The organism is Stenotrophomonas sp. 1L-E-5-B-C3 (assembly GCF_057292075.1).
Map to the genome: position 1 here is coordinate 222,459 of NZ_JBXAWS010000003.1, position 24,097 is coordinate 246,555.

Sequence of the window (24,097 nt, forward strand, 5' to 3'; positions counted from 1 at the left end):
AAGCATGCCCAGAACAGGGCGGGCCGCGCAATCTCGGATCCGGCCGGATCAGCCGCGCAAAACAGCCGCCATGAAAGAAAAGCCCCGCTTTCGCGGGGCTCTTCGGGTCAGCTCAGCTGGCCGTGGCAGTGCTTGTACTTCTTGCCACTGCCGCAGGGGCACGGATCGTTGCGGCCGATCTTCGGCTCGTCACGCTGCACCTGTGCGATGCCCTGCTGGGCGGCCTGCACCTGCGCGGCTTCCTCGTCGGCGCTGTAGCTGCCAACGTCCTGGTGCTGGAACTGCGACTGGCTCAGGCGGGCTTCGACCTGCTGGCGCTCGGCCGCTTCCAGGGCCTGCACTTCCTCGTCGCTGCGGATGCGCACGCGCGACAGCAGGGTCACCACTTCGCGCTTGACGTTCTCCAGCATGTCCGAGAACAGCTCGAAGGCTTCTTTCTTGTACTCCTGCTTCGGCTGCTTCTGCGCATAACCACGCAGGTAGATGCCCTGGCGCAGGTAATCCATGCGGGCCAGGTGCTCCTTCCAGCTCTGGTCCAGCACGGTCAGCATCACGTGCTTCTCCAGCGCGCGCATGGTCTCTTCGCCAACACCGGCTTCCTTCTCGGCGAAGTGCTGGTTGACGCGCTCCTGCACCTTGGCGGCGATGGCTTCGGCGTCCAGCTCCTCGTGTTCCTTGACCAGACCGGTCAGTGACATCTGCAGGCCGAAGTCCGACTCCAGGGTCGCTTCCAGGCCACGCAGGTCCCACTGCTCGTCGATGGAGTTCGGCGGCACGAAGCGGGCGACGATGTCGAAGATCACGTCGTCGCGGATGCCATCGACGTTGTCCTTCACCGACTCGGCGTCCAGCAGCTCGTCGCGCTGGGCGTAGATCACCTTGCGCTGGTCGTTGTTGACGTCGTCGAAGTCCAGCAGGTTCTTGCGGATGTCGAAGTTGTGGGCCTCGACCTTGCGCTGTGCCTTCTCGATCTGGCGGCTGACCAGGCGGTCCTCGATGACGTCGTCTTCCTTCATGCCCATCATGCGCATGGCCTTCTGCACCCAATCGGAGGCGAAGATGCGCATCAGGTTGTCTTCCAGCGACAGGTAGAAGCGGGACGAACCCGGGTCACCCTGGCGGCCCGAACGGCCACGCAGCTGGTTGTCGATTCGACGCGATTCGTGGCGCTCGGTGCCGACGATGTGCAGGCCGCCGGCAGCCTTCACCGCGTCATGGCGCTGCTGCCATTCGGCCTTGACCGCCGCCTTCTGCGCGTCGGTTGCATCCTCGCCCAGTTCGTGGATTTCCGCTTCCAGCGAACCGCCCAGCACGATGTCGGTACCACGGCCGGCCATGTTGGTGGCGATGGTCACCGCGGCCGGACGGCCGGCATTGGCGACGATGGTCGCTTCGCGGTCATGCTGCTTGGCGTTGAGCACTTCGTGCTTCACGCCGGCCTTGCGCAGGTGCTCGGACAGCATTTCCGAGGTTTCGATCGAGGTGGTACCCACCAGCACCGGCTGGCCACGCTTGGCGCACTCTTCGATGTCGGCCAGCACCGCGTTGAACTTGCCCTTGCGGTTGAGGAACACCTGGTCCGGGCTGTCCTTGCGGATGGTCGGGCGGTTGGTCGGGATCACCACCACTTCCAGGCCGTAGATGCTCTGGAATTCGAAGGCTTCGGTATCGGCCGTACCGGTCATGCCGGACAGCTTCTTGTACATGCGGAACAGGTTCTGGAAGGTGATGCTGGCCAGCGTCTGGTTCTCGCGCTGGACCGGCACGCCTTCCTTCGCTTCCACCGCCTGGTGCAGGCCATCGGACCAGCGACGGCCGGACAGGGTGCGGCCGGTGAACTCATCGACGATGACCACTTCGCCATCGCGCACGATGTAGTCCACGTCACGCTGGTAGATCGCATGCGCGCGCAGCGCGGCGTTGAGGTGGTGGACCACCGTCAGGTTCTGCGGCGCGTACAGGCCTTCAGTCTCGGCATTGAGGATGCCGGCTTCGACCAGCAGCTGCTCGGCGTGCTCCATGCCCGCTTCGGACAGGTGCACCTGCTTGCCCTTTTCGTCGACCCAGAAGTCGCCTTCGCCGTCTTCCACTTCCTGCTTGACCAGGTTCGGCACGACGCGGTTGACGCGGATGTACAGCTCCGGGGAATCATCGGCCGGGCCGGAGATGATCAGCGGGGTACGCGCTTCGTCGATCAGGATGGAGTCGACTTCGTCGACGATGGCGTAGTGCAGGCCGCGCTGGTAGCGGTCGGCCTTGGACAGCGCCATGTTGTCGCGCAGGTAGTCGAAACCGAATTCGTTGTTGGTGCCGTAGGTGATGTCCGAGGCGTAGGCTTCGCGCTTGTCGCTGTGCGGCATGCCCGGGTAGACCACGCCCACGCTCAGGCCCAGCCAGTTGTACAGCTTGCCCATCTGCGCGGCGTCGCGTCGGGCCAGGTAGTCGTTCACGGTGACCACGTGCACGCCCTTGCCTTCCAGCGCGTTGAGGTACACCGGCAGGGTCGCCACCAGGGTCTTGCCTTCACCGGTGCGCATTTCTGCGATCTTGCCCAGGTGAAGCACCATGCCGCCGATCAGCTGCACGTCGTAGTGGCGCATGCCCAGCACGCGGCGACCGGCTTCGCGGCAGACCGCGAACGCTTCCGGCAGCACCTTGTCCAGGGCTTCACCATCGGCGATGCGCTGCTTGAACTCCGGCGTCTTGGCCTGAAGCTGCTCGTCGGAAAGCTTCTCGATCTCCGGCTCCAGCGCATTGATCTTGGCGACGATGCGGTTGAGCTGGCGCAGCTGTCGTTCGTTACGACTGCCAAATACGCGGGTAAGCAGGCTGTTGATCATTGAAGGAACCGGGTTGGATGGACACGACGCCCGGCCTCCCCCTTGGGATCCGTCCGTCGCAAACGAAACAGGGCGCCTGGCGCCCTGTCGATGGCAACACCCATTGTAGCTTGGGACGGCCGCAAGGGGTTTCAACCCTTTGGCGGCAATGGCATCCGAACGTTCCCGGTAGTGCCGGCCGCTGGCCGGCAGCCTCGCTCGGCCACCTCAAGGAATTGCCGGCCAGCGGCCGGCACTACCAGATCAACCACATCGGGTCAGAGCCCTCCCGCGGCGCGGAAGGGATCCGACCCGGGCATCAGCCGCGGCTGATGCGGCCGACCGGCGTGTTGCCGCCGTCGCCGAGGAACTTGCGCGGGTTGACCACGTTGCCGTTCTCCCACACTTCAAAGTGCACGTGGGCACCGGTCGAACGGCCGGTGGAACCGGCCTTGGCCACTTCCTGGCCGGCACGGACCAGGTCGCCGACCTTCACCACCAGGCGCGAATTGTGCGCGTAGCGGGTGACATAGCCATTGCCGTGGTCGACGTCGACGACGTTGCCGTAGCCGCCCTTCACGCCGGAGAAGCTGACCACGCCTTCGGCCACGGCCATCACCGGGTCACCGACCCTGGCGTGGAAGTCCATGCCCTTGTGGGTGGCGGCACCGCGGCCGAACGGGTCGGCACGGGTGCCGAAGCCGGAGGTCACGTAGCTGTTGCGGATCGGCATGCGCGACGGCACGGCGTTCTGCTGCAGCTGGTGGTCGAACATCAGCGATTCCATCACCGACAGCTGGCGGCCTGAAGCAGCGAAGCGCTGCTCCAGCACCTGTAAGTCGGCGTTGACGTCCTTGACCGGGATGTCGGTGGTCGGGCCACCGGCATCGCCGTCACCGAGGCCGGGGGTCTCGTTGAAGTCGAACTCGCCGTCTTCCAGCTTGCCCATCTGGGTCAGCCGTTCGCCGAGGGCGTTGAGGCGGGTGGCCTGGGCCTGCAGCTCGCCGAGGCGGGCTGCCAGCGCGTTGACCTGGGTCTGCGCGTCGCGCCGGACCTTGGCCAGCTCCGCGTCCTGGCGCTCGACCTTGGCCTGCAGCCGGGAATCATTCAGCGCGCTGGCGCCAATGCCGCCAGCAAGGCCGATAATGCAGCCTACCCCGAGCACGCTGCCCAGCAGGGCACGGGGGCGGTCCTCGAAATAGAACCGCAAACGCGCGATGGGCGACGATTTGGCCTGTCCTTCACGCGTTTTGATTACGATCTTTTTGAATGCCATCAGTGAGTTTTCATGTCTGAGCCGAAATCCAGCGTTCGCCCCGCCTCCAAGCCGAAACCGGCGCTGGATGCGGTGATGGCTGACAAAAGCGGGAACCCGCTGCGGCGTGCCTTGTGGCTCGACGCGCTGGACCGTCAGTTGCGCCCCCAGTTGCCGCCACCTCTGCGCAGCCGTTGCCGGCTGGCCAATGTGGACGGGGAACACCTCGTTTTTCTCGTCGAATCCCCGGTCTGGCATGCCAAGTTGCGGCTTGCCGAAGCCCAGTTGCTCGACGCGGCCCGGTCCATCGGGCTGAAGGCCACCAAGGTGACCATCAAGACTGCGTCCTCCACTCCCACGCGCTCCCCAGCGCTCGACAACCGGAATGGACCCCACGCAGTTTCAGCCGCCACGCACAAAGGGCTACGCGACGCCTTGGCTTGCCTGCAGGACGTTCCTTCGAAGCAGAAGAAGCGGTCCTGATGACAGCGGAGCATCCGGCTCCACTCCCCGTCGCGCGTGTCACCACGGCGTGAAACATTTCGGGGGCCGGGTCGCATCCTAGCTGCCATCCGGAGCCCTGTCGTTAGATTGTTGTTAAAACTGCGTTAAATTCAGGCTTCCGATCCAACAGGTTCACAAAACCGTGACCTCGAACCGGCCTTGACGCGCCTCAAGCGCGCTGAATGCGCGGCATGCGTCTGAAACGACAACGCCGCCCTTGAAGGCGGCGCTTTTTTCTTTTAATTCAAAAACTTATGCGAATCAGGCGTAAGCCGGCGTCGCATACTCGACCGGGTCCGGGGTGGCCGGCGAGTCGAAGCTGACCCACTCCCAGGCGGTGGCATCGGCCATCAGCGCCCGCACCAGCTTGTTGTTGAGCGCGTGGCCGGACTTGAAGCCCTCGTAGGCGCCCAGCACCTGGCCACCGGCCAGATAGAGGTCGCCGATCGCATCGAGGATCTTGTGGCGCACGAATTCGTCGGCATAGCGCAGGCCGTCTTCGTTGAGCACGCGGAACTCATCCAGCACGATGGCGTTGTCCATCGAACCGCCCAGGCCCAGGTTGCGCTCGCGCATGTACTCCAGGTCGCGCATGAAGCCGAAGGTGCGCGCGCGGGAGATTTCCTTGGTGTAGGCCAGCGTCGAGAACTCGATTTCCTGGCGCGACTGCTTGGCCGGGATCATCGGGTGGTCGAACTGGATGGTGAAGCCCAGCTTGTAGCCCTCATACGGGGTGAAGCGGGCCACCTTGTCGCCTTCGGTCACTTCCACGGTCTTCAGCACGCGGATGAAGCGCTTGGGCGCATCCTGTTCCACGATGCCTGCCGACTGCAGCAGGAACACGAAGGGACCGGCCGAACCGTCCATGATCGGCAGCTCGGCCGAAGACAGTTCGACGATGATGTTGTCCACACCCAGGCCGGCCAACGCCGACATCAGGTGTTCGACGGTCTGGATCTTGGCGTCGTTGCAGGTCAGGCCGGTGCACAGGGTCACTTCGGTGACCAGTTCGGCCTTGGCCGGCACTTCCACCACCGGGTCCAGGTCCACGCGGCGGAACACGATTCCATGGTTGACCGGTGCCGGGCGCAGGGTCATGTAGACCTTGTCACCGCTGTGCAGGCCAACGCCGGTGGCGCGGATCGTGTTCTTGAGGGTGCGTTGCTGGATCATGGGGGGTGGACCGGAAGTGACACATTAGATTAACACGCAGGGTCCCCTACCCCGACTGAAACGCCGGCAGGACACACCGGCGCGCCGGTAGGACGCGCGTGAAGCAGGGCGGCCGGGCCCATCCTGGCCCGGCGCCCGCGTTTTCAGGACATGGTGGCGCAACCCGGGGAGGACAAGCCCCGGGCCGCCCCGCTTAGTCCGCCTGGCGGCGCAGGAAGGCCGGGATGTCCAGGTAATCGTTCGGCAGTTCCGCCGCAGCCGGGGCCGAAGCGGCCGGGGCCGACGGAGCGGAGGCTGCCGCGGTATCGCTGCTGGCGCGACGCAGGCCCAGGCCCATGCCACCCACCGCCTTCGACACGGCGTCGCCGCCATTGTCGAACTCGCCGAACTCCGGCTGGCCGGTGGTGGCGTTGCGGACCAGCTTGATCGGCGCACGTTCGCCCGGACGCTGGGACTTGCTGGCCGAGACGCGGTTCAGGCCGGTGGCGACCACGGTCACGCGCACTTCATCCTGCATGTCCGGGTCGAGCACGGTACCGACCACCACGGTGGCGTCTTCGGAAGCGAAGCCGTCGATGGTGCGGCCGATCTCGTCGAACTCGGCCATGGTGAAGTCGGCGCCGGCGGTGATGTTGACCAGGATGCCGTTGGCACCGGCCAGGTTCACGTCGTCCAGCAGCGGGTTCTGGATCGCCGATTCGGCAGCGGCCTGCGCGCGGTCATCGCCGCGGGCGGTACCGGTACCCATCATTGCCAGGCCCATTTCGGACATGACGGTGCGCACGTCGGCAAAGTCGACGTTGATCAGGCCCGGACGCACGATCAGGTCGGCGATGCCCTGCACGGCGCCCTGCAGCACGTCGTTGGCGGCACGGAAGGCCTGGATCATGGTCGCGTTGCGACCCAGCACGGTGATCAGCTTCTCGTTCGGGATGGTGATCAGCGAGTCGCAGTGCTGGCTCAGTTCTTCGATGCCCTTCAGCGCGACCTGCATGCGGCGACGGCCTTCGAACGGGAACGGCTTGGTGACCACGGCCACGGTCAGGATGCCCATTTCCTTGGCCAGCTGTGCCACCACCGGCGCCGCACCGGTGCCGGTGCCGCCGCCCATGCCGGCGGTGATGAACACCATGTCCGCACCCTGCAGCGCGTCCATGATGCGCTCACGATCTTCCAGAGCAGCCTGGCGGCCGACTTCCGGGTTCGCGCCTGCGCCCAGGCCCTTGGTCACGTTGGTACCCAGCTGCAGCTGCAGCTTGGCACCGCAATTCTTGATGGCCTGCGAGTCGGTGTTGGCCGTGATGAATTCCACGCCATCCACCGCCGAGTTGACCATGTGCGCCACGGCATTGCCGCCGCCGCCGCCCACGCCAACCACCTTGATCACCGCATTGGGTGCCATCTTTTCGATCAGTTCAAAATGCGCCATGTCCGTGTCCTCGTTGTATCCGCTTCGGCTGGCATGGGCATTCGGGCGTCCTGCCTTCCTGCTGCATGCCGGCGTTGCGGCTGTGTGGGTTGTGTGTTGCCGGTGCTGCGTTGTGTTGCGGGTACTGCAGGTGTTGCGCCCGGGCGATGCCGGGGTTTACCGGTTCCGCGTCAGAACTCGCCGCGGAACCACGTCTTGAGTTTCTTGAACATGCTTCCCGCACGCCCGGTCGGCAGCGACGGCCGGCGCGGGTGCTCGATCTGGCTGCCCATCAGCAGCAGGCCCACGCCGGTGGCGTGCACGGGGTTGCCGACCACTTCACCGAGGCCGGTGACGTGCTGCGGGATGCCCACGCGCACCGGCATCTGCAGCATTTCCTCGGCCAGCTCGACCACGCCTTCCATCTTCGACGCACCACCGGTCAGCACCATGCCGGCGCGCACCAGTTCCTCGAAGCCGGAGCGGCGCAGTTCGGCCTGCACCATCTCGAAGATTTCCTCGTAGCGGCCCTGCACGGCCTGCGCCAGCGAGTGGCGCGGCATGCGGCGCGGCGGACGATCGCCCACCGACGGCACCTGGATGCTTTCCTCGGCGGTGGCCAGCTGGGCCAGGGCGCAGGCGTAGCGCACCTTGATCTGCTCGGCTTCCGGGGTCGGCGTGCGCAGCATGTGCGCGATGTCGTTGGTGACGTGGTCGCCGGCGATCGGCAGCGAGGCGGTATGGCAGATCGCACCCTGCACGAACACCGCGATGTCGGTGGTGCCGGCGCCCATGTCGACCAGCACCACGCCCAGCTCGCGCTCGTCGGCGGTCAGCACCGCCACGCTGGAGGCCAGCGAGGACAGCACCAGGTCGTCCACCTGCAGGCCGCAGCGCTGCACGCACTTGCTGATGTTGGCCGCGGCCGACTGCGCGCACACCACCAGGTGTGCATGCACTTCCAGGCGCACGCCGGTCATGCCGACCGGGTTGCGGATGCCTTCCTGCGAATCGTCCAGCACGTACTCGCGCGGAATCGCGTGCAGGATCTTCTGGTCGGCCGGGATCGCCACCGCCTTGGCCGCATCGAGCACGCGATCCAGGTCGCCCCAGGTCACTTCGCCGTCGCGGATCGGCACGATGCCGGGCGAGTTCTTGCACTGCACGTGGTTGCCGGAGATCGAGGCATACACCGAGCGGATCTCGCAGCCGGCCATCAGCTCGGCTTCTTCCACCGCGCGCTGGATCGACTGCACGGTCGATTCGATGTCCACCACCACGCCGCGCTTGAGCCCACGCGATTCATGCGAGCCGATACCGATCACTTCGATCGGATTGCCCGGCGAATACTCACCCACCAGCGCCACCACCTTGGAGGTGCCGATGTCCAGGCCAACGATCAGCGATTTGTCACCCTTGCGATTCATGTTCTTTCCTGCGTGCTTCTGGCCGGGGTCGCCGGCGTTTTCGCCGACGTGGCCGGGGTACCCCAGCTCAGCGTGAAACCATTGGTGTAACGGAGGTCGGCGCGCTCGATCGGCGCGTCCTGACGATTGAGCTGCGGCAGCACCTTGACGAAGCGCTGCATGCGCGAGCGCGCGTCATCGCGGCCGACCACCACTTCGGTGCCATTGCTGAGCACCAGCGACCAGCTGCCGCGCGCATCCATCGTCACCCGGCGCACGTCGACGCCGGCCGGTGCGAACAATGCACGCGAGTCGCTGTACAGCTTCATCACTTCTTCGGTCTGGCTGTCCGGGCCGTCCAGTTCGGGCAGCGCCAGGTCGGCCAGTTTCTTCGGCGTGGGGAACAGCTTGCCCTGCTCGGAAACCAGGCGATCGTTGCCCCAGCGCGCGAACGGCTTGTGCTCGACCAGAGTCACTTCCAGCACATCCGGCCACTGCTTGCGCACCCGCGCGCTTTCCACCCACGGCAGCTTTTCCAGCGCGTCCTGCGCGTCCTGCAGCTTGACTGCGAAGAAACCAGATCGCGCATAAGGCATCAGCACCTGCTGCAACTGCTCGGCCGGCACCCGCTTGAACTCACCGTGCACGCGCAGCTTCGCCAGCGGCCAGCGCTCTGCGCCGACCCAGCCATTGACCACGGCCACCACCGGCAGAGCAACCACCGACAAGGCCAACAGCCAGACGAAGATGCGCAGCAGCGCGTTCATGCGTGCGATGCCTCCAGGGTCTGTTCCAGCACGCGCCACACCAGTTCCTCGAAACCGATGCCGGCCTGGCGTGCGGCCTTGGGCACCAGCGAATGGCTGGTCATGCCCGGCGCGGTGTTCACTTCCAGCAGGAAGAAGCGGCCGCTGTCGCGGTCGCGCATCACGTCCACGCGGCCCCAGCCACGGCAGCCGGCAGCACGGAATGCAGCCAGCGCAATGCGGCGGATTTCATCTTCGGCATCCCCGTCCAGGCCCGGGCACAGGTACTGGGTGTCTTCGGCGATGTACTTGGCGTTGTAGTCGTACCACTGGCCCTTGGGCACGATGCGGATCGACGGCAGCGCGACATCGCCGAGGATGGCCACGGTCAGTTCGTCGCCGACCACCATCTGTTCCATCAGCAGCTGGCCGTCGTAGCGCGCGGCCAGGGCCACCGCTTCGTCCAGGCCGGCGTCATCGGTGACCCGGCTGATGCCCACGCTGGAGCCTTCGTTGGCCGGCTTCACCACCACCGGCAAGCCCAGCGCGGCGGCATTGGCGTGCACGTCCTCGGCAGTGACCTTGCGGTACTGCGGGGTCGGCAGGCCCAGCGACAGCCACACCTGCTTGGTGCGGATCTTGTCCATGCTCAGCGCCGAACCCAGCACGTTCGAGCCGGTATACGGCACGCCGAAGGCGTCCATCAAGCCCTGTACGATGCCGTCCTCACCGCCACCGTTGTGGCCGTGCAGGATGTTGAACACACGGTCGATGCCGCCGGCGGCGAGCGCCTTGGCCAGCGCCGGGATGCCGTCCACGGCGAACGCATCGACGCCACGCGACTGCAGGGCTTCGAGCACGTTGCTGCCGGAATCCAGCGACACCTCGCGTTCGCTGGAACTGCCGCCCAGCAGCACGGCGACGCGACCGAACACGGCCGGGTCGGTCACGCGCAGCGGCGGGAAGGTCAGCGTGCTCACGCCTCGCCCTCCCCCTTGAAGCCTTCCACCGCGATATGGGTGGCTACGGCACCGATGTCGCCGGCGCCCATCATCAGCAGCAGGTCACCGTCCTGCAGCACGTCCGGCAGCACGCTGGCCAGCTCGGCGGCCTTGCCCACCACCACCGGTTCGCTGCGGCCGCGCGCGCGGATGGCGCGGGCCAGCGCATGCGAATCGGCACCGGCAATCGGTTCCTCGCCGGCCGGGTAGACCTCGCTCAGCACCAGTGCATCGACGCTGGACAGCACCGCGGCGAACTTGTCGAACTGGTCGCGGGTACGGCTGTAGCGGTGCGGCTGGAAGGCCACCACCAGACGCTTGTCAGCCCAGCCACCACGGGCGGCGGCGAACACCGCCTCCAGCTCGCTCGGGTGATGACCGTAGTCGTCGATGATGCGGACCTTGGCACCGCTGGCGGTGGTCACTTCGCCCAGATCGTTGAAGCGACGGCCAACACCGGCGAAACCTTCCAGCGCACGCGCGATCGCGTCCGGCGCCACGCCCAGCTGCCAGCCCACCGCAGCGGCGGCCAGCGCGTTGAGTACGTTGTGCTTGCCCGGCAGCGCCAGCACCACTTCCTGGCTGGTGCCCTGCGGCAGGCGCAGGGTGAAGCGCATGCGCGAACCTTCCTGCACCACGTTCTCGGCGCGTACGTCGGCCTGCGGGCTCATGCCGTAGCTCATCACGTGGCGCGGGGTCTTGGCGGCCAGTGCCGCCACTTCCGGATCATCGATGCACAGCACCGCCAGGCCGTAGAACGGCAGGCGCTGCAGGAACTCGGCGAACGCCGCCTGCACGCGGGCGAAGTCGTTGCCGTAGTTTTCCAGATGATCCGCATCAATGTTGGTGATGATCGACATCAGCGGATTCAGGCGCAGGAAGCTGCCATCGCTTTCGTCGGCCTCGGCCACCAGCCACTGGCCACCACCCAGCTTGGCGTTGGCACCGGCGGCCAGCAGCTGGCCACCGATCACGAAGGTCGGGTCCAGCCCACCTTCGCTCAGCACCGCAGCGGTGAGGCTGGTGGTGGTGGTCTTGCCATGGGTACCGGCCACCGCGATGCCGCGGCGGAAGCGCATCAGCTCGGCCAGCATCGCCGCACGCGGCATGATCGGAATGCGCTGGCTGCGCGCTTCCATCAGTTCCGGGTTGTCTTCGCGGATGGCACTGGAGACCACCACGCAGTCGGTGCCCAGCACGTTGGCAGCGGAATGGCCGCGCATGATGCGCGCACCCAGGCTGGCCAGGCGGCGGGTCGCCACGTTGTCGGCGTTGTCCGAGCCGGACACTTCATAGCCCAGCGTCAGCATCACTTCAGCGATACCGCTCATGCCGGTGCCGCCGATGCCGACGAAATGCACGCGCGGGAACGCGCGCACCAGGTCGTTGGTGTCGTGCAGGCGGCGGATCATGCGCGGCCTCGCGCAGGGCAGGCGCGGTGGCATGCCTTCTTCATACAGCTTCCTCGAGAATGATATCGGCGATGCGCTCGGCGGCATCGACCTTGGCCAGGGCACGCGCGGCTTGCGCCATCTGCATGCGGCGGGCGGGATTTTCGGACAGATCGCGCAGCAGTGCGGCAATGCCGTCAGCCAGCGTTCCGTCCTGCTTCAGCAAAACCGCCGCGCCGCGCTCGACCAGGTACTCCGCGTTGCGGGTCTGGTGATCGTCGACGGCGGCGGGGAATGGCACCAGCACGCTGCCGACACCGACCGCGCACAGCTCGGCCAGAGTGGAAGCGCCGGCACGGCACACCACCAGATCGGCCCAGGCAAAGGCCTCGGCCATGTCGGCGATGAACGGCGTGATTTCAGCCTGCACGCCGGCCTTGGCATATGCCTCGACCGCTTCGGCATGCATTTTTTCGCCACTCTGGTGGCGTACCTGCACCGGCACCGTGGCACCCAGCGCAGCGATGGCCTGCGGCACGCCGGTGTTGAGCGCACGCGCGCCCTGGCTGCCACCGACCACCAGCACGCGCAGCGGACCCTGGCGGTCGGCGAAGCGCTGTTCCGGCGGTGCGATGGCGGCGATTTCGGCACGCACCGGGTTGCCGATGAACTCCTCGCGCTTGGCGAAGGTGCCCGGGAAACCGGTCAACAGGCGGCGCGCATAACGCGACAGGATGCGGTTGGTCAGGCCCGGCGCACGGTTCTGCTCATGCACGATCAACGGCAGCCCGTGCAGGCGCGTGGCCATGCCGCCCGGACCGGAGGCAAAGCCACCGAAGGCAATCACCGCGCGCGGCTGGCGCTTGCGGATGATCATGCCGGCGGCGCGCAGCGCGCGCATCAACCGCCACGGTGCACCGAGCAGGGCCAGCTTGCCCTTGCCGCGCAGGCCGGTGATGGCCAGGGTGTCGATCGGAATGTCGTGCTGCGGCACCAGACGGGTTTCCATCGCACCATCGGCGCCCATCCAGGTGACCGGCACGCCACGCTCGCGCAGCACGCGGGCCACGGCCAGGCCGGGGAAGATGTGACCGCCGGTGCCACCGGCCAGGATCATCACCGGGCGCACGCTATGGGTGGCTGCGCTCATGACAGCCTCCCGAAGGTCGGTTCGATGCGCGACTGCAGGCGGCTGGTGCCACGTGCGGCGGCCGGCCCGGCAGCGGCGGCCACCGGTTCGGCGCTCATCGGCACGCTGGCCGCAGCCGGTGCGGCCGGCGCGTCCACGGGCGCATCGGCCACGGCCTCGTCGCCACCACCGATACGCACGGCCTGGCGACGCTCGGCACGCTTGAGTTCATAGGACACGCGCAGCAGCAGGCCCATCGCCACGCAGGTCATCAGCACCGACGAACCGCCGGAGGAGATCAGCGGCAGGGTCAGGCCCTTGGTCGGCAGGATGCCCAGGTTCACGCCGATCGAGACGAAGGTCTGCATGCTGATCCACAGGCCGATGCCGAAGGCAATGTAGCCGGAGAAGTGACGCTTCATTTCCACGCAGCGCATGCCCAGCCAGAAGGTGCGGCCGACCAGCAGCGCGTACAGGGCCACGATCACGCAGGTGCCAAGGAAGCCGAACTCCTCGGCGGTGACCGAGAAGATGAAGTCGGTATGTGCTTCCGGCAGGTAGTACAGCTTCTGCACCGAGTTGCCCAGGCCAACGCCGGTCCACTCGCCGCGGCCCACGGCCATCAGCGCGTTGGACAGCTGGTAGCCGTCGCCCTGCTGGTCGGCCCACGGGTCGAGGAAGGAGGTGATGCGGCGCATGCGGTACGGCTCGATGATCGCCAGCGCGCTCATGCCGACCAGGCCGATGATCACCGGCATCGACATGCGCGGCATGTTCACCCCGCCCAGCACCAGCATGCCGGCGGTGATCGCCAGCAGCAGGGTGGACGAACCGAAGTCCGGCTGCAGCAGCAGCAACAGCACCAGCGCACCGGCCACGCCCAGCGGCTTGAGCATCGCCGGCCAGGTCGCGTTGACCTCGTCGCGGAAGCGCACCAGGTAGCTGGACAGCCAGACGATGTAGAGCACCTTCACCGCTTCGACCGTCTGGAACTTGGAGATGCCCAGGTTGATCCAGCGGCGCGCGCCGTTGACGGTGCTGCCCAGGCCCGGCGCGAACACCGCCAGCAGCAGCACGAAGCAGCCCAGCAGCAGCATCTGGTTGTACTGCTCGATGGACTTCAGCTCGGTGCGGGCGGCAACGACCGCCAGCACGATGCCTACCGCCAGGAAGATCAGGTGGCGGTTGAGGTAGTAGAACGGGCTGCTCATCAGGGCGATCGAGCTGGACGCCACCATCACCACGCCGATGCCCGTGAGCGCGATGATCGCGCCCAGCAGCCACTTGTCGTAGCTGCCTTCGATGGCTTCAAGGCGTGTTGCCTGGCGGGACAGGTCGTTCATCTCAGCGCACCTTCAACGTGGCCAGGCCGATCAGCACGAGCACGACGGAGATGATCCAGAAGCGCACGATCACGCGCGGCTCGGGCCAGCCCTTCAGTTCGAAGTGGTGATGGATCGGCGCCATGCGGAACACGCGCTTGCCGGTCAGCTTGAACGAGGCGACCTGGATCATCACCGACAGCGTTTCGATGACGAACACGCCGCCCATGATCACCAGCACCAGCTCCTGGCGGGTGATCACCGCGATCGTGCCCAGCACCGCACCCAGCGCCAGTGCGCCGATGTCGCCCATGAACACCATCGCCGGATAGGTGTTGAACCACAGGAAGCCCAGGCCTGCGCCAGCGATGGCCGCGCAGATGATGACCAGCTCACCGGCGCCCGGGATCTGCGGGATCTGCAGGTAGTTGGCGAACACCACGTTGCCCGAGGCATAGGCGAACACGCCCAGCGCGCAGGCCACCAGCACCGTCGGCATGATCGCCAGGCCGTCCAGGCCGTCGGTCAGGTTCACCGCGTTGGAGAAGCCGACGATCCAGAAGTAGGCGATGGTCACGAAGCCGATGCCGGCCAGCGGCAGCGCCACCGACTTGAACATCGGGATATAGAAGGTCAGCGCCGCCGGCACATCGGCCGTATAGAACAGGAACAGACCAGCGGCCAGGCCGAAGATCGACTGCAGCAGGTACTTCCAGCGCGACTTCAGGCCGTTCGGGTCGCGGCGGACGATCTTGATCCAGTCGTCGTACCAGCCGATGGCGCCGAAGCACAGCATGACCGCCAGCACCAGCCACACGTAGCGGTTACGCAGGTCGGCCCACATCAGCACCGACAGGGTGATGGTGAGCAGGATCAGCGAACCGCCCATGGTCGGCGTACCGGCCTTGGAGAAATGGGTCTGCGGACCGTCCTTGCGGATCGGCTGGCCGCCCTTGAACTGGGCAAGCTTGCGGATCATCGCCGGGCCGAGCCACAGCGACAGGAACAGGGCCGTCAACGCGGCAAGGATGGCGCGGAACGTCTGGTAGTTGAACAGCCCGAACAGGCTCTCCAACTGCTGCAACCATCGAGCCAGTTCATACAACATGCGGGGATTCCTCTCCTTGCGCCAGCAGCGCTTTGACAATCGTGTCCATGGCGCTGCCACGGGAACCCTTGACCAGGCAGCGCACGCCAGCGTGCAGCTCGTCCTTCAGCGCCTGCGACAGCGCGTCATGGGTGGCGAAATGACGGCCGCCTTCGCCGAAGGCGGTGGCGGCAGCGGCGCTGAGCGGACCCAGCGCATACAGGCGCTTCAGGCCAGCCGCGCGGGCGCGCAGGCCGGCCTGCGCATGCAGCGCTTCGGCATCCGGGCCCAGCTCGCGCATGTCGCCAAGCACCAGCCAGCCTTCTTCCGGAGCCGCCGCCAGGGCATCGATGGCCGCAGCCAGCGAACCCGGGTTGGCGTTGTAGCTGTCGTCCACCAGCACCGCACCGTTGTGCAGCTGATGCGCGATCTGACGGCCCGGCACCGGCTGCGCATCGGCCAGGCCGGCTGCGACCAGCGCCAGCTCGATACCGGCGGCCAGTGCCAGGCTGGCCGCGGCCAGCGCGTTGCTGACGTTGTGGCGGCCCGGCAGACCCAGCACCACGCGGGCTTCGCCCATCGGCGACACCAAGGTGAACTGGCTGCCCTGCGCACCGGCGCGGATATCACGCGCGGTGACATCGGCGGTGTGCTCCAGCCCATAGCGCAGTACGCGGCAGCGCGCCGGGGTGCCGACGAAATGCTGTTCGAACCAGCGGCCGTAGGCATCGTCGACGTTGATCACGGCTACACCATCGGCGGGCAGCGCGGCATAGATCGCGCCCTTGGTGACGGCGACGCCGAGCAGGCTGCCCATCCGCTCCAGGTGTGCCGGGGCGATGTTGTTGACCAGCGCATAACGCGGGCGGGCGATATCGGTCAGGTAGGCGATGTCACCCGGCTTGCCCGCGCCCATCTCGTAGACAGCGTAGTCGGCATCTTCCGGGGCATCGATCACCGCCAGCGGCAGGCCGATCTCGTTGTTGCGGTTGCCCGGGTTGGCGTAGACCACCTTGTGCGCATGACGGGCCACCTGCTGCAGGATCGACAGCAGCAGGCTCTTCACGCTGGTCTTGCCGTTGCTGCCGGTGATCGCGAACACCTCGGTATCACGGTCACGCTGCATGCCGGTGGCGATCTTCGCCAGCGCCAGTTCGCTGTCGGCCACCAGCACCTGCGGCAGTTCGATCGGCAGCAGGCGCTCGACCAGCAGCGCGCTGGCACCGCGCGCCTGCGCGTCGGCGGCAAAGTCATGGCCATCGAAACGCTCGCCGCGCAGCGCCACATACAGGCTGCCCGGGCCGAGATTGCGGGTGTCATTGCTGACCGCATCGATGGCGACGTCATCACCGTGGATCTCGCCGCCGGCCCAGTGTGCGATCAGCGAAAGCAGGGTGCGCTTCATGCGATGCCCTCCCCGGCCTGGGCCGCCAGCACACCGGCCTTGGCCGCCAGTGCAGCCGCAGCCACTTCGGTGTCATCGAAGTCATGGCGCACGCCATTCACTTCCTGGTACGGCTCGTGGCCCTTGCCGGCAATCAGGATGATGTCGCCTGCATTGGCGCGCTTCACCGCCAGGCCGATCGCACGCGCGCGGCTGCGCTGCACGGTCACGGCGGAGGCATCGGTAAATCCGGCCAGGATGTCGGCCACGATCACGTCGCCATCTTCGCCACGCGGATTGTCGTCGGTAACGATGACCTGGTTGGCCAGGCGCTCGGCGATCGCGGCCATCTGCGGGCGCTTGCCGGTATCACGCTCGCCACCGCAGCCGAACACGCAGAACAGCGTGCCCTGCAGGTGGCCATGCAGGCTGTCCAGCGCCTGTTCCAGTGCGTCCGGGGTGTGGGCGTAATCCACCACCACGGTCGGCAGGCCATCCTCGCCACCGAGGCGGTTCATGCGGCCGCGGATCGGCTGCAGCGCCGACAGCACCTCGGCAATGCGCGCCAGCGGCTGGCCCTGCGCATGCAGGGTACCGGCCACGGCCAGCAGGTTGTCCACATTGAAGCGGCCCAGCAAAGGCGACTGCACCGCCGCGCGCTGGCCGTCGATGGCCAGTTCGAAGGCAATGCCACGGCCGTCCAGTTGCAGCGCCTCGGCGCGCACGCTGGCATCGGTGGCACCGCGCGAGCTCAGGCCGATCGGCTGCACGCCCGCCGGCAGGCCGGCGAACAGCTGGCGACCGAATGCGTCGTCAAGATTGATCACAGCGGCCTTCAGGCCCGGACGATGGAACAACCGCGCCTTGGCCGCGCCGTAGCTGGCCATGTCGCCGTGGTAGTCCAGGTGATCGCGGGTGAGGTTGGTGAACACCGCCACGTCGTAGTGCACCGCATCCACGCGGCCCTGGTCCAGCGCATGCGAGCTGACTTCCATCGCCACCGCGCGCGCGCCGGCGTCACGCAGCTGCGCCAGCAGCGCATGCATCTGCAGCACCAGCGGCGTGGTGAAACCGGTCGGTTCAACCGCACCATAAAGTCCGGCGCCCAACGTGCCGATACTGCCACTGGGCGTTCCGAGCAGGTGCCAGGCCTGGGCCAGCAGCTGCACGGTGGAGGTCTTGCCGTTGGTGCCGGTCACGCCGACCATCGCCATCGCCCGCGACGGTGCGCCATGGAACTGGTCGGCCATCGCACCCATGCGCGCGCGCAGGCCCGGCACGGCGATTGCATCAGCCGGTGCCGGCAGCTCGGCCGGTGCCGGCGGTTCGAACAGGATGGCGCCGGCGCCCGCCGCACGGGCCTGCTCGACAAAGCCCAGGCCATGCGCGCCGAAACCGGCGATGGCGACGAAGGCATTGCCGGGGCGCACGGCGCGGCTGTCCAGCACCAGGCCGGTCAGAACGGGGTCGTGCCCTGCAAGAGCAACGTCCGGAAGCAACTGCGAAAGCAACATCGAAGGACTCATTGCGTGCCTCCCGTAGCGGGCGGCGTCTGGGCATGCGCGCTGGGCAGCGCAGCATCGAATTCAGCGGCGGCATCGACCGGCAGCGCGGCCTCGGCCGGTGGCGCCGGCAGGATCGAGGCCGAATGGCCGACCTTGCCGGACTGCTGTGCGGCCAGCCACGACTGCAGGTCGTCCAGCGGCACGTCCATCAGGCGCAGGGTGCCTTCCATCACGTTGTGGTAGACCGGCGCCGATACCAGGCCACCGTAGAACTTGCCGGCCTGCGGGTCGTTGATGACGATGACGGTGGCAAAACGCGGGTTGGTGGCCGGCACCACGCCGGCAAACAGCGCGTTGTAGTGGCCGCGCTCGTAACCGCCAGGACCGGTCTTGCGCGCGGTACCGGTCTTGCCGGCCACGCGGTAGCCCAGCACCGCTGCCTGCTTGGCACCACCCTGGGTGACCACCGTTTCCATCATCGCCACAACCTGCCTGGCGACGCTCTCGTCGATGATCTGATGCGCCTCGTTGCGCTGGCCTTTGACGAAGGTCGGCGCGATCAGCTTGCCGCCGTTGGCCAACGCCGAATAGGCGGTGGCGATCTGCAGCGGCGTCACGTTCAGGCCATAGCCGTAGGACATGGTGGTCTTGGTGGCACCGTCCCAGTTCGCAGGGCGTCGCACCACACCACCGGATTCACCCGGGAAACCGCTGTGCGGCACCGAGCCGTAGCCGAAGCGGCGCACGCCGTCGTAGAACACCTGGTCCGGCATCTTCGCCGCCACCTTGGCCGCACCGATGTTGGAACTGCGGGTGATCACACCGGTCACGTTCAGCACGCCGTTGTTGCGCGGCACGTCGCGGATGGTGAAGCGGGCCACCTGCATGTAGCCCGGATTGGTGTCGATGACGGTGTCCTTGGTCACCGCACCGGCCTGCAGCGCGGTGGCGATGGTCAGCGGCTTCATCGTCGAACCCGGCTCGACCAGGTCGGTCACCGCGCGGTTGCGGCGGGTATCCGGGGCCGCGCCACCCACCGAATTCGGGTTGTAGGTCGGCAGGTTGACCATGGCCAGGATCTCGCCGGTGGTCACGTCCATGATCACCATCGAACCGCCGGCCGCCTTGTTGGCCACCAGCGCGTTGCGCAGTTCCTTGAACGCCAGGTACTGGATGCGGCGGTCGATGCTGAGGGTCAGGTCCTTGCCCGGTTCGGCGGCGCGCAGCAGATCGCTCTCGACGGTCTCGCCCTTGCGGTTGCGGATCACCCGCTTGGCGCCGGCCTTGCCACGCAGCCATTCGTCGAATGCCAACTCCAGGCCTTCCTGGCCGCGGTCGTCGATGTTGGTGAAACCCAGCACGTGCGCCATCGCCTCACCCTGCGGGTAGAAGCGACGGAACTCGCGCTGCGCGGCCACGCCTGGAATCTTCAGCGCGACCACCTTCTCTGCCTCGTCCGGATTGATCCGGCGACGCAGGTACATGAATTCCTTGTCCGACTTCTGCGACAGGCGGCTGCTCAGCTCGTCCACCGACATGCCGACTGCCTGGGCCAGCTCAGGGATGCGCTCGGGCGAACGCAGCAGGTCCTGCGGATTGACCCAGATCGAGGCGACCGGGGTCGATACCGCCAACGGCTCGCCGTTGCGGTCGGTGATCATGCCGCGCGAGGTCTTGATCGGCAGCTCGCGCAGGTAGCGGGCCTCGCCCTGGCGCTGGTAGAAATCGCTGTTGATGATCTGCACGTAGGCCGCACGGCCCACCAGCGACACCGAACACAGGCCGAGCGCCAACGCCACCCAGCGCAGGCGCTGGCGCAGGTTGAAGGCGTTGCGCGGGCGGTTGCGGCCGGTCTTGCTCATGGGCGCACCACCACGATGTCGGCGGCCTCGGGGAACTTCATGCCGAGCTTCTCGCGGGCGATGCGATCCACACGGTTGGCTTCGGCCAGCGTTGCCTGTTCCAGCTGCAGACGACCGAATTCCAGATTGATGTCATCGCGCTTGCGCTCGGCGCGCGACAGCTCGATGAACGTCTGCCGGTGACGGTGACGCACGAACACGACGCCGATCGCCGAGGCCACGGTCGAGGCCAACAGGATGATCAGCAGCAGCCGGCTCATGCATCGGCCTCCCGCTTCTGGGCCACGCGCAGCACGGCGCTGCGGGCACGCGGGTTGGCCGCCAGTTCTTCGTCGGTGGCCTTGATGGCACCGCCGATCAGATCCAGCGTCGGTACGAACACCTCCGCCTCGGGCAGGCGGCGGTTGGCCGGCGGCGCCTTGGCCAGGCGGTTCATGTACTGCTTGACGATGCGGTCTTCCAGCGAGTGGAAGCTGATGATCGCCAGGCGGCCGCCGGGCTTGAGCCGTTCCACGGCCGCATCAAGCCCGGCTTCCAGGTCGGCCAGCTCGCGGTTGATGTGGATGCGGATGGCCTGGAAGCTGCGCGTGGCCGGGTGGATCTTGTCTTTTCCGCGCGGCATCACCGAGGCGATCAACTCGGCCAGTTCGGCGGTACGGGAGAACGGCTGCTTCTCGCGGCGGGCGACGATGGCACGGGCGATACGGCGGCTCTGGCGCTCTTCGCCGTAGGTCCACAGCACGTCGGCAATCTCGCGTTCTTCAACGCGGTTGATCCACTGCGCTGCACTTTCACCGCTGTCCGGATCCATGCGCATGTCCAGCGGGCCGTCCTTGCCGAAGCTGAAGCCACGTTCGGCCACGTCCAGCTGCGGCGACGACACGCCCAGGTCGAACAGCACGCCGTCCAGGCCTTCAGCCGTCGCATCCCACTGCAGCAGCTGGGCAAAGCTGCCACGGAAGATGGACACGCGCGGGTCCGGCGCGAAATCGCGCTCGGCTACGGCGATGGCTTCCGGATCCTTGTCCATGACCAGCAGGCGCCCCTCGGGACCGAGCTGGGTGAGCACGCCACGTGCATGACCGCCACGACCGAACGTGCCATCCAGATAACGTCCGTTTTCGATCACCCTCAGGCCTTCAAGGACCTGGGTGTACAGGACCGGCAGGTGCACCGCCGGCGACTGCGACACCGGAAGGTGACCGGCCTGCGCTTCTGGGCGCATCCGGGCACCCCGGCTCACAACTTCAGGTCGAGCAACCCATCACCCAGATCCTCGTCAGACAATGTCTGCTGGATCAGGGCCCGATGCGCCTGCTCGCTCCACAATTCGAACTTGTCGCCCATACCGAGCAATACCGCCTTCTTCTCAATGCCCACCGCACCGCGGTGGCTGGCGGGGATGCTGATGCGACCGTTGCCGTCCAGCTCAAGATGGGCGGCCGAGCCGACCAGCTTCTGCTGCAACAGGCGCACGACGCGCTGGGTGTTGGGCTTGGACATCACGTCGTCGCGGACCCGCTCCCATTCCGACTCTGCGTACAGCCACAGGCAGCCGGCTTCGAACGGGTTGTAGGTCAGCACGAGACGGTTGTTGCTGGCGCGCGCGACGAGGTCGCGGTAAGCGGTGGGAACCGCCATGCGCCCTTTATCGTCAACTGTGATGGCCGTCTCGCCCTGGAACACGACGCGTGCACCTATCCTTCGCCCGGTGAAACATTGAACCACGAAAACCCACAAAACACCCGGATTTCCCTCTGATGCCCACCTTAGCAGCGGCCGAAGGGTTGTCAACAACTTTTCAGCGGGGAAATCGCCAGCCACATCAATGGCTTGCAACAACCTTTAGAGAATTGTTCAAGGCTTATCCACAAGTTGCTGATCCGTCTCAATTTTTGAGATTGAACGGAAGTTCAGGGCTGTGGACAGCGCGTGAAACATCGGCCGCGCATTCATCCAAAACGGGCTGGAAGCGGCGCCAGACTGCGCAAACCGTGCACAATGAGGCCATGTGCCTGCTCGCTCTTGGCTGGATGCACCACCCGCGCTGGCGGCTGGTGATGACCGGCAACCGTGATGAGTTCCACGCCCGCCCGACGGCGGCGCTGGCCCCCTGGCAAGATGAGACCTCCGTCATCGGGGGGCGCGACCTGCGCTCCGGTGGTGGCTGGGCCGGCGTCGGTGCCGCAGGCCGGATGGCAGTGGTCACCAATGTGCGTGATCCGCTGGCCGCCCAGACCGGTCCTTCACGGGGCGCGCTGGTGGCCGACTTCCTGCGCGGCCGCGACCCGGCCGCCGTGCATATCGACCGATTGGGAACGGTGGCCGGCGCCTACGCGCCGTTCAACCTGTTGCTGGCCGACGGCCACAGCCTGGAGTTCCTGGGCAACCACCCCGCCGAGCGGCAGAGCCTGGGCCCGGGCGTGCATGGCATGTCCAACGGTGCGCTGGACGCGCCCTGGCCGAAGACCCGCAGGTTGATGGCCGCCCTTGAACACTGGCTGCAGGAAGACGGGGGCAGCCCCCTTTCCCAGGGGGAAAGGGATTTGACCCCACTCTGGGATGCCCTGGCTGACGAGCACCGCCCCGCCGACAGCGACCTGCCCGACACCGGCATCGGCCTGGAGCGCGAGCGCTGGCTGAGCCCGGCCTTCATCCGCGGCGACGACTACGGCACCCGTGCCAGCACCGTACTGCTGATCGACGCCGACGGCCATGGCGAGATCCACGAGCGCCGCTTCGGCCCACAGGGCGCAGCCAACGGACAGAGTCACGTCATTTTCTGACCGGGTCGTGCCGGCCGCTGGCGGGAATTCCTTTCCAGCAGGGTAGTGCCGGCCGCTGGCCGGCAACCTCTGGATCTTTGGATGCGCCATGAAGCTGCCGGCCGGCGGCCGGCACTACCGGGCATCGCGTTGTCGCGATCCACGCGACGGCAGTCGTCATCGCAACGGGCTCGAAACGTCATTCAGCTTCCAACCGCGACCGCGATCCGCCCACGCCACAGGGGCTCCGGCGTCGCAGTCCGCCCACTGTGCCCTTTTCGCAATCGGCACTGTGTCTATAAATGTCGCCCCTGACCTCCCAGGGTGGTGGCGCCCGGCACCCCGCCGCGCGATCGACCGCAACCCCCATGGAGGCCCCATGCGCCGCATCCTCATCCTGATCGTCACCCACCTGCTCACCCTCGGCCTTGGCTTCGGCCTGGGGGTGTACTTCCTGCCGATCCTGATTGCCCCCGATGACCCGCCGGTCGCACAGGTGCAGGCCGCCATGACTGATGCCCCCTACCGCACCACCTTTCGCCGCGACCTCAAGGGCAGCGATGCAGTGCATTGGGCGGAAGGCAAAGTCAGCGTCAGCCCGCGCCAGGTCGCCTTCGACGGCAAGATGGGGCCGGGCCCGGACTACAAGGTGTACCTGGTTCGCGACTTCGTCGACAACAAGGCCGACTTCCTGAAGATCAAGGCACAGGCGCAGCGCATCGGCGAGGTGAAATCCTTCAGCCGTTTCCTGGTGGACGTGCCCGACAACGTGGACGTGGACGACTACACCACGGTCGTGGTGTGGTGCGAGCGCTTCTCGCAGTTCATCTCCGCCGGGCAGTACCGCACGCCGGGTTGAGGAACACGCGGCGTCGAGGTAGTGCCGGCCGCTGGCCGGCACTCTGTCCGCCCTGCAGGCATCGTGACGCTGCCGACCAGCGGCCGGCACTACCGATGCGCGGTTCACGCATATGGAAGAAGGAGGCGGAGCCGGCCGATAAGCCGGGTTCTGTCGTGGACAGTCATTCCTCTAGGCGTTACGTCACCGCAACGCTCAAGCAACCTACCCGGATCCAACGCGGGCCGCGCCAAAGGATCCCTATTTGGTCTTGCTCCAGGTGGGGTTTGCCGTGCCGGTCTGTTGCCAGACTCGCGGTGCGCTCTTACCGCACCATTTCACCCTTACCGGCCTTCCGAAGAAGACGTAGGCGGTATCTTTCTGTTGCACTTTCCGTCGGCTTGCGCCGCCCAGGCGTTACCTGGCACCTTGCCCTATGGAGCCCGGACTTTCCTCGGCACCCCCGAAGGGATGACGCGACTGTCTGGCCGGCTCCGCCAGC

At 66.6% G+C, this 24,097-nt stretch carries 19 protein-coding genes, 1 other RNA gene and 1 pseudogene; 3 read left to right on the forward strand and 18 right to left on the reverse strand.

Annotation, left to right across the window (positions count from 1 at the left end):
* Positions 1-107: 107 nt before the first annotated feature.
* Positions 108-2,840 carry a preprotein translocase subunit SecA gene (gene secA / locus AC0Z6F_RS06065; RefSeq protein WP_485617261.1) on the reverse strand — a complete coding sequence of 911 codons (2,733 nt, stop codon included), beginning with the start codon at positions 2,838-2,840 and terminating at the stop codon, positions 108-110.
* A gap of 298 nt (positions 2,841-3,138) precedes the next feature.
* A complete protein-coding gene (locus AC0Z6F_RS06070) occupies positions 3,139-4,095 on the reverse strand; it encodes a M23 family metallopeptidase (RefSeq protein WP_012510051.1) in 957 nt (318 codons plus the stop codon).
* 12 nt (positions 4,096-4,107) lie between these two features.
* Here AC0Z6F_RS06070 and AC0Z6F_RS06075 point away from each other — a divergent pair, with 12 nt between their 5' ends.
* On the forward strand, positions 4,108-4,557 hold the full coding sequence (locus tag AC0Z6F_RS06075; RefSeq protein WP_485617260.1) for a DciA family protein: 450 nt from the start codon (positions 4,108-4,110) through the stop codon (positions 4,555-4,557).
* 282 nt (positions 4,558-4,839) lie between these two features.
* Here the strand turns inward: AC0Z6F_RS06075 and lpxC are convergent, their stop codons facing one another.
* The 15 genes and pseudogenes from lpxC to mraZ all read right to left on the reverse strand — a co-directional run bounded on the left by lpxC (position 4,840) and on the right by mraZ (position 21,678).
* Positions 4,840-5,751, reverse strand: coding sequence for a UDP-3-O-acyl-N-acetylglucosamine deacetylase (gene lpxC, locus AC0Z6F_RS06080; RefSeq protein WP_004143722.1), 912 nt, complete (start codon positions 5,749-5,751; stop codon positions 4,840-4,842).
* 193 nt (positions 5,752-5,944) lie between these two features.
* On the reverse strand, positions 5,945-7,180 hold the full coding sequence (ftsZ, locus tag AC0Z6F_RS06085; RefSeq protein WP_004143720.1) for a cell division protein FtsZ: 1,236 nt from the start codon (positions 7,178-7,180) through the stop codon (positions 5,945-5,947).
* Positions 7,181-7,350: 170 nt separating this feature from the next.
* On the reverse strand, positions 7,351-8,586 hold the full coding sequence (gene ftsA, locus AC0Z6F_RS06090; RefSeq protein ID WP_005408083.1) for a cell division protein FtsA: 1,236 nt from the start codon (positions 8,584-8,586) through the stop codon (positions 7,351-7,353).
* A gap of 68 nt (positions 8,587-8,654) precedes the next feature.
* A pseudogene (locus tag AC0Z6F_RS06095) lies at positions 8,655-9,332 on the reverse strand (cell division protein FtsQ/DivIB); the annotation flags it as partial.
* Positions 9,329-10,291: a D-alanine--D-alanine ligase gene (locus AC0Z6F_RS06100; RefSeq protein WP_065722776.1), complete on the reverse strand. Its 963-nt coding sequence runs from the start codon at positions 10,289-10,291 to the stop codon at positions 9,329-9,331. The pseudogene AC0Z6F_RS06095 and the gene AC0Z6F_RS06100, both read right to left, overlap by 4 nt.
* Positions 10,288-11,724, reverse strand: a complete 1,437-nt coding sequence (gene murC, locus AC0Z6F_RS06105; protein ID WP_012510048.1) for a UDP-N-acetylmuramate--L-alanine ligase — start codon at positions 11,722-11,724, stop codon at positions 10,288-10,290. The genes AC0Z6F_RS06100 and murC overlap by 4 nt, the downstream gene beginning before the upstream one ends.
* Positions 11,725-11,764: 40 nt before the next feature.
* The gene (murG, locus tag AC0Z6F_RS06110) at positions 11,765-12,853 is read right to left on the reverse strand and encodes an undecaprenyldiphospho-muramoylpentapeptide beta-N-acetylglucosaminyltransferase (protein WP_004143663.1); all 1,089 of its coding nucleotides are present in this window, start codon (positions 12,851-12,853) and stop codon (positions 11,765-11,767) included.
* A complete protein-coding gene (gene ftsW, locus AC0Z6F_RS06115; RefSeq protein ID WP_004143661.1) occupies positions 12,850-14,175 on the reverse strand; it encodes a putative lipid II flippase FtsW in 1,326 nt (441 codons plus the stop codon). The genes murG and ftsW overlap by 4 nt, the downstream gene beginning before the upstream one ends.
* A 1-nt stretch (position 14,176) precedes the next feature.
* Positions 14,177-15,262, reverse strand: coding sequence for a phospho-N-acetylmuramoyl-pentapeptide-transferase (mraY, locus tag AC0Z6F_RS06120; RefSeq protein ID WP_004143659.1), 1,086 nt, complete (start codon positions 15,260-15,262; stop codon positions 14,177-14,179).
* A complete protein-coding gene (locus tag AC0Z6F_RS06125) occupies positions 15,252-16,646 on the reverse strand; it encodes a UDP-N-acetylmuramoyl-tripeptide--D-alanyl-D-alanine ligase (RefSeq protein ID WP_004143653.1) in 1,395 nt (464 codons plus the stop codon). The genes mraY and AC0Z6F_RS06125 overlap by 11 nt, the downstream gene beginning before the upstream one ends.
* Entirely contained in the window at positions 16,643-18,151 is a 1,509-nt protein-coding gene (locus AC0Z6F_RS06130; protein ID WP_100434043.1) for a UDP-N-acetylmuramoyl-L-alanyl-D-glutamate--2,6-diaminopimelate ligase, read from the reverse strand. The genes AC0Z6F_RS06125 and AC0Z6F_RS06130 overlap by 4 nt, the downstream gene beginning before the upstream one ends.
* Entirely contained in the window at positions 18,148-19,992 is a 1,845-nt protein-coding gene (locus AC0Z6F_RS06135; RefSeq protein ID WP_004143647.1) for a peptidoglycan D,D-transpeptidase FtsI family protein, read from the reverse strand. The genes AC0Z6F_RS06130 and AC0Z6F_RS06135 overlap by 4 nt, the downstream gene beginning before the upstream one ends.
* Positions 19,989-20,252 carry a cell division protein FtsL gene (ftsL, locus tag AC0Z6F_RS06140; protein ID WP_005412242.1) on the reverse strand — a complete coding sequence of 88 codons (264 nt, stop codon included), beginning with the start codon at positions 20,250-20,252 and terminating at the stop codon, positions 19,989-19,991. The genes AC0Z6F_RS06135 and ftsL overlap by 4 nt, the downstream gene beginning before the upstream one ends.
* Entirely contained in the window at positions 20,249-21,217 is a 969-nt protein-coding gene (gene rsmH / locus AC0Z6F_RS06145) for a 16S rRNA (cytosine(1402)-N(4))-methyltransferase RsmH (RefSeq protein ID WP_100434042.1), read from the reverse strand. The genes ftsL and rsmH overlap by 4 nt, the downstream gene beginning before the upstream one ends.
* 14 nt (positions 21,218-21,231) lie before the next feature.
* Positions 21,232-21,678, reverse strand: coding sequence for a division/cell wall cluster transcriptional repressor MraZ (gene mraZ / locus AC0Z6F_RS06150; protein WP_004143635.1), 447 nt, complete (start codon positions 21,676-21,678; stop codon positions 21,232-21,234).
* A 323-nt stretch (positions 21,679-22,001) separates the two neighbouring features.
* Here mraZ and AC0Z6F_RS06155 point away from each other — a divergent pair, with 323 nt between their 5' ends.
* Positions 22,002-22,778, forward strand: a complete 777-nt coding sequence (locus tag AC0Z6F_RS06155) for an NRDE family protein (protein WP_100434041.1) — start codon at positions 22,002-22,004, stop codon at positions 22,776-22,778.
* Positions 22,779-23,136: 358 nt separating this feature from the next.
* Complete coding sequence (locus AC0Z6F_RS06160; protein ID WP_485617259.1) at positions 23,137-23,616, forward strand: DM13 domain-containing protein; 480 nt, start codon at positions 23,137-23,139, stop codon at positions 23,614-23,616.
* A gap of 123 nt (positions 23,617-23,739) precedes the next feature.
* Here the strand turns inward: AC0Z6F_RS06160 and rnpB are convergent.
* Positions 23,740-24,091, reverse strand: an RNA gene (gene rnpB, locus AC0Z6F_RS06165) — RNase P RNA component class A.
* Between the last annotated feature and the right edge of the window lie 6 nt (positions 24,092-24,097).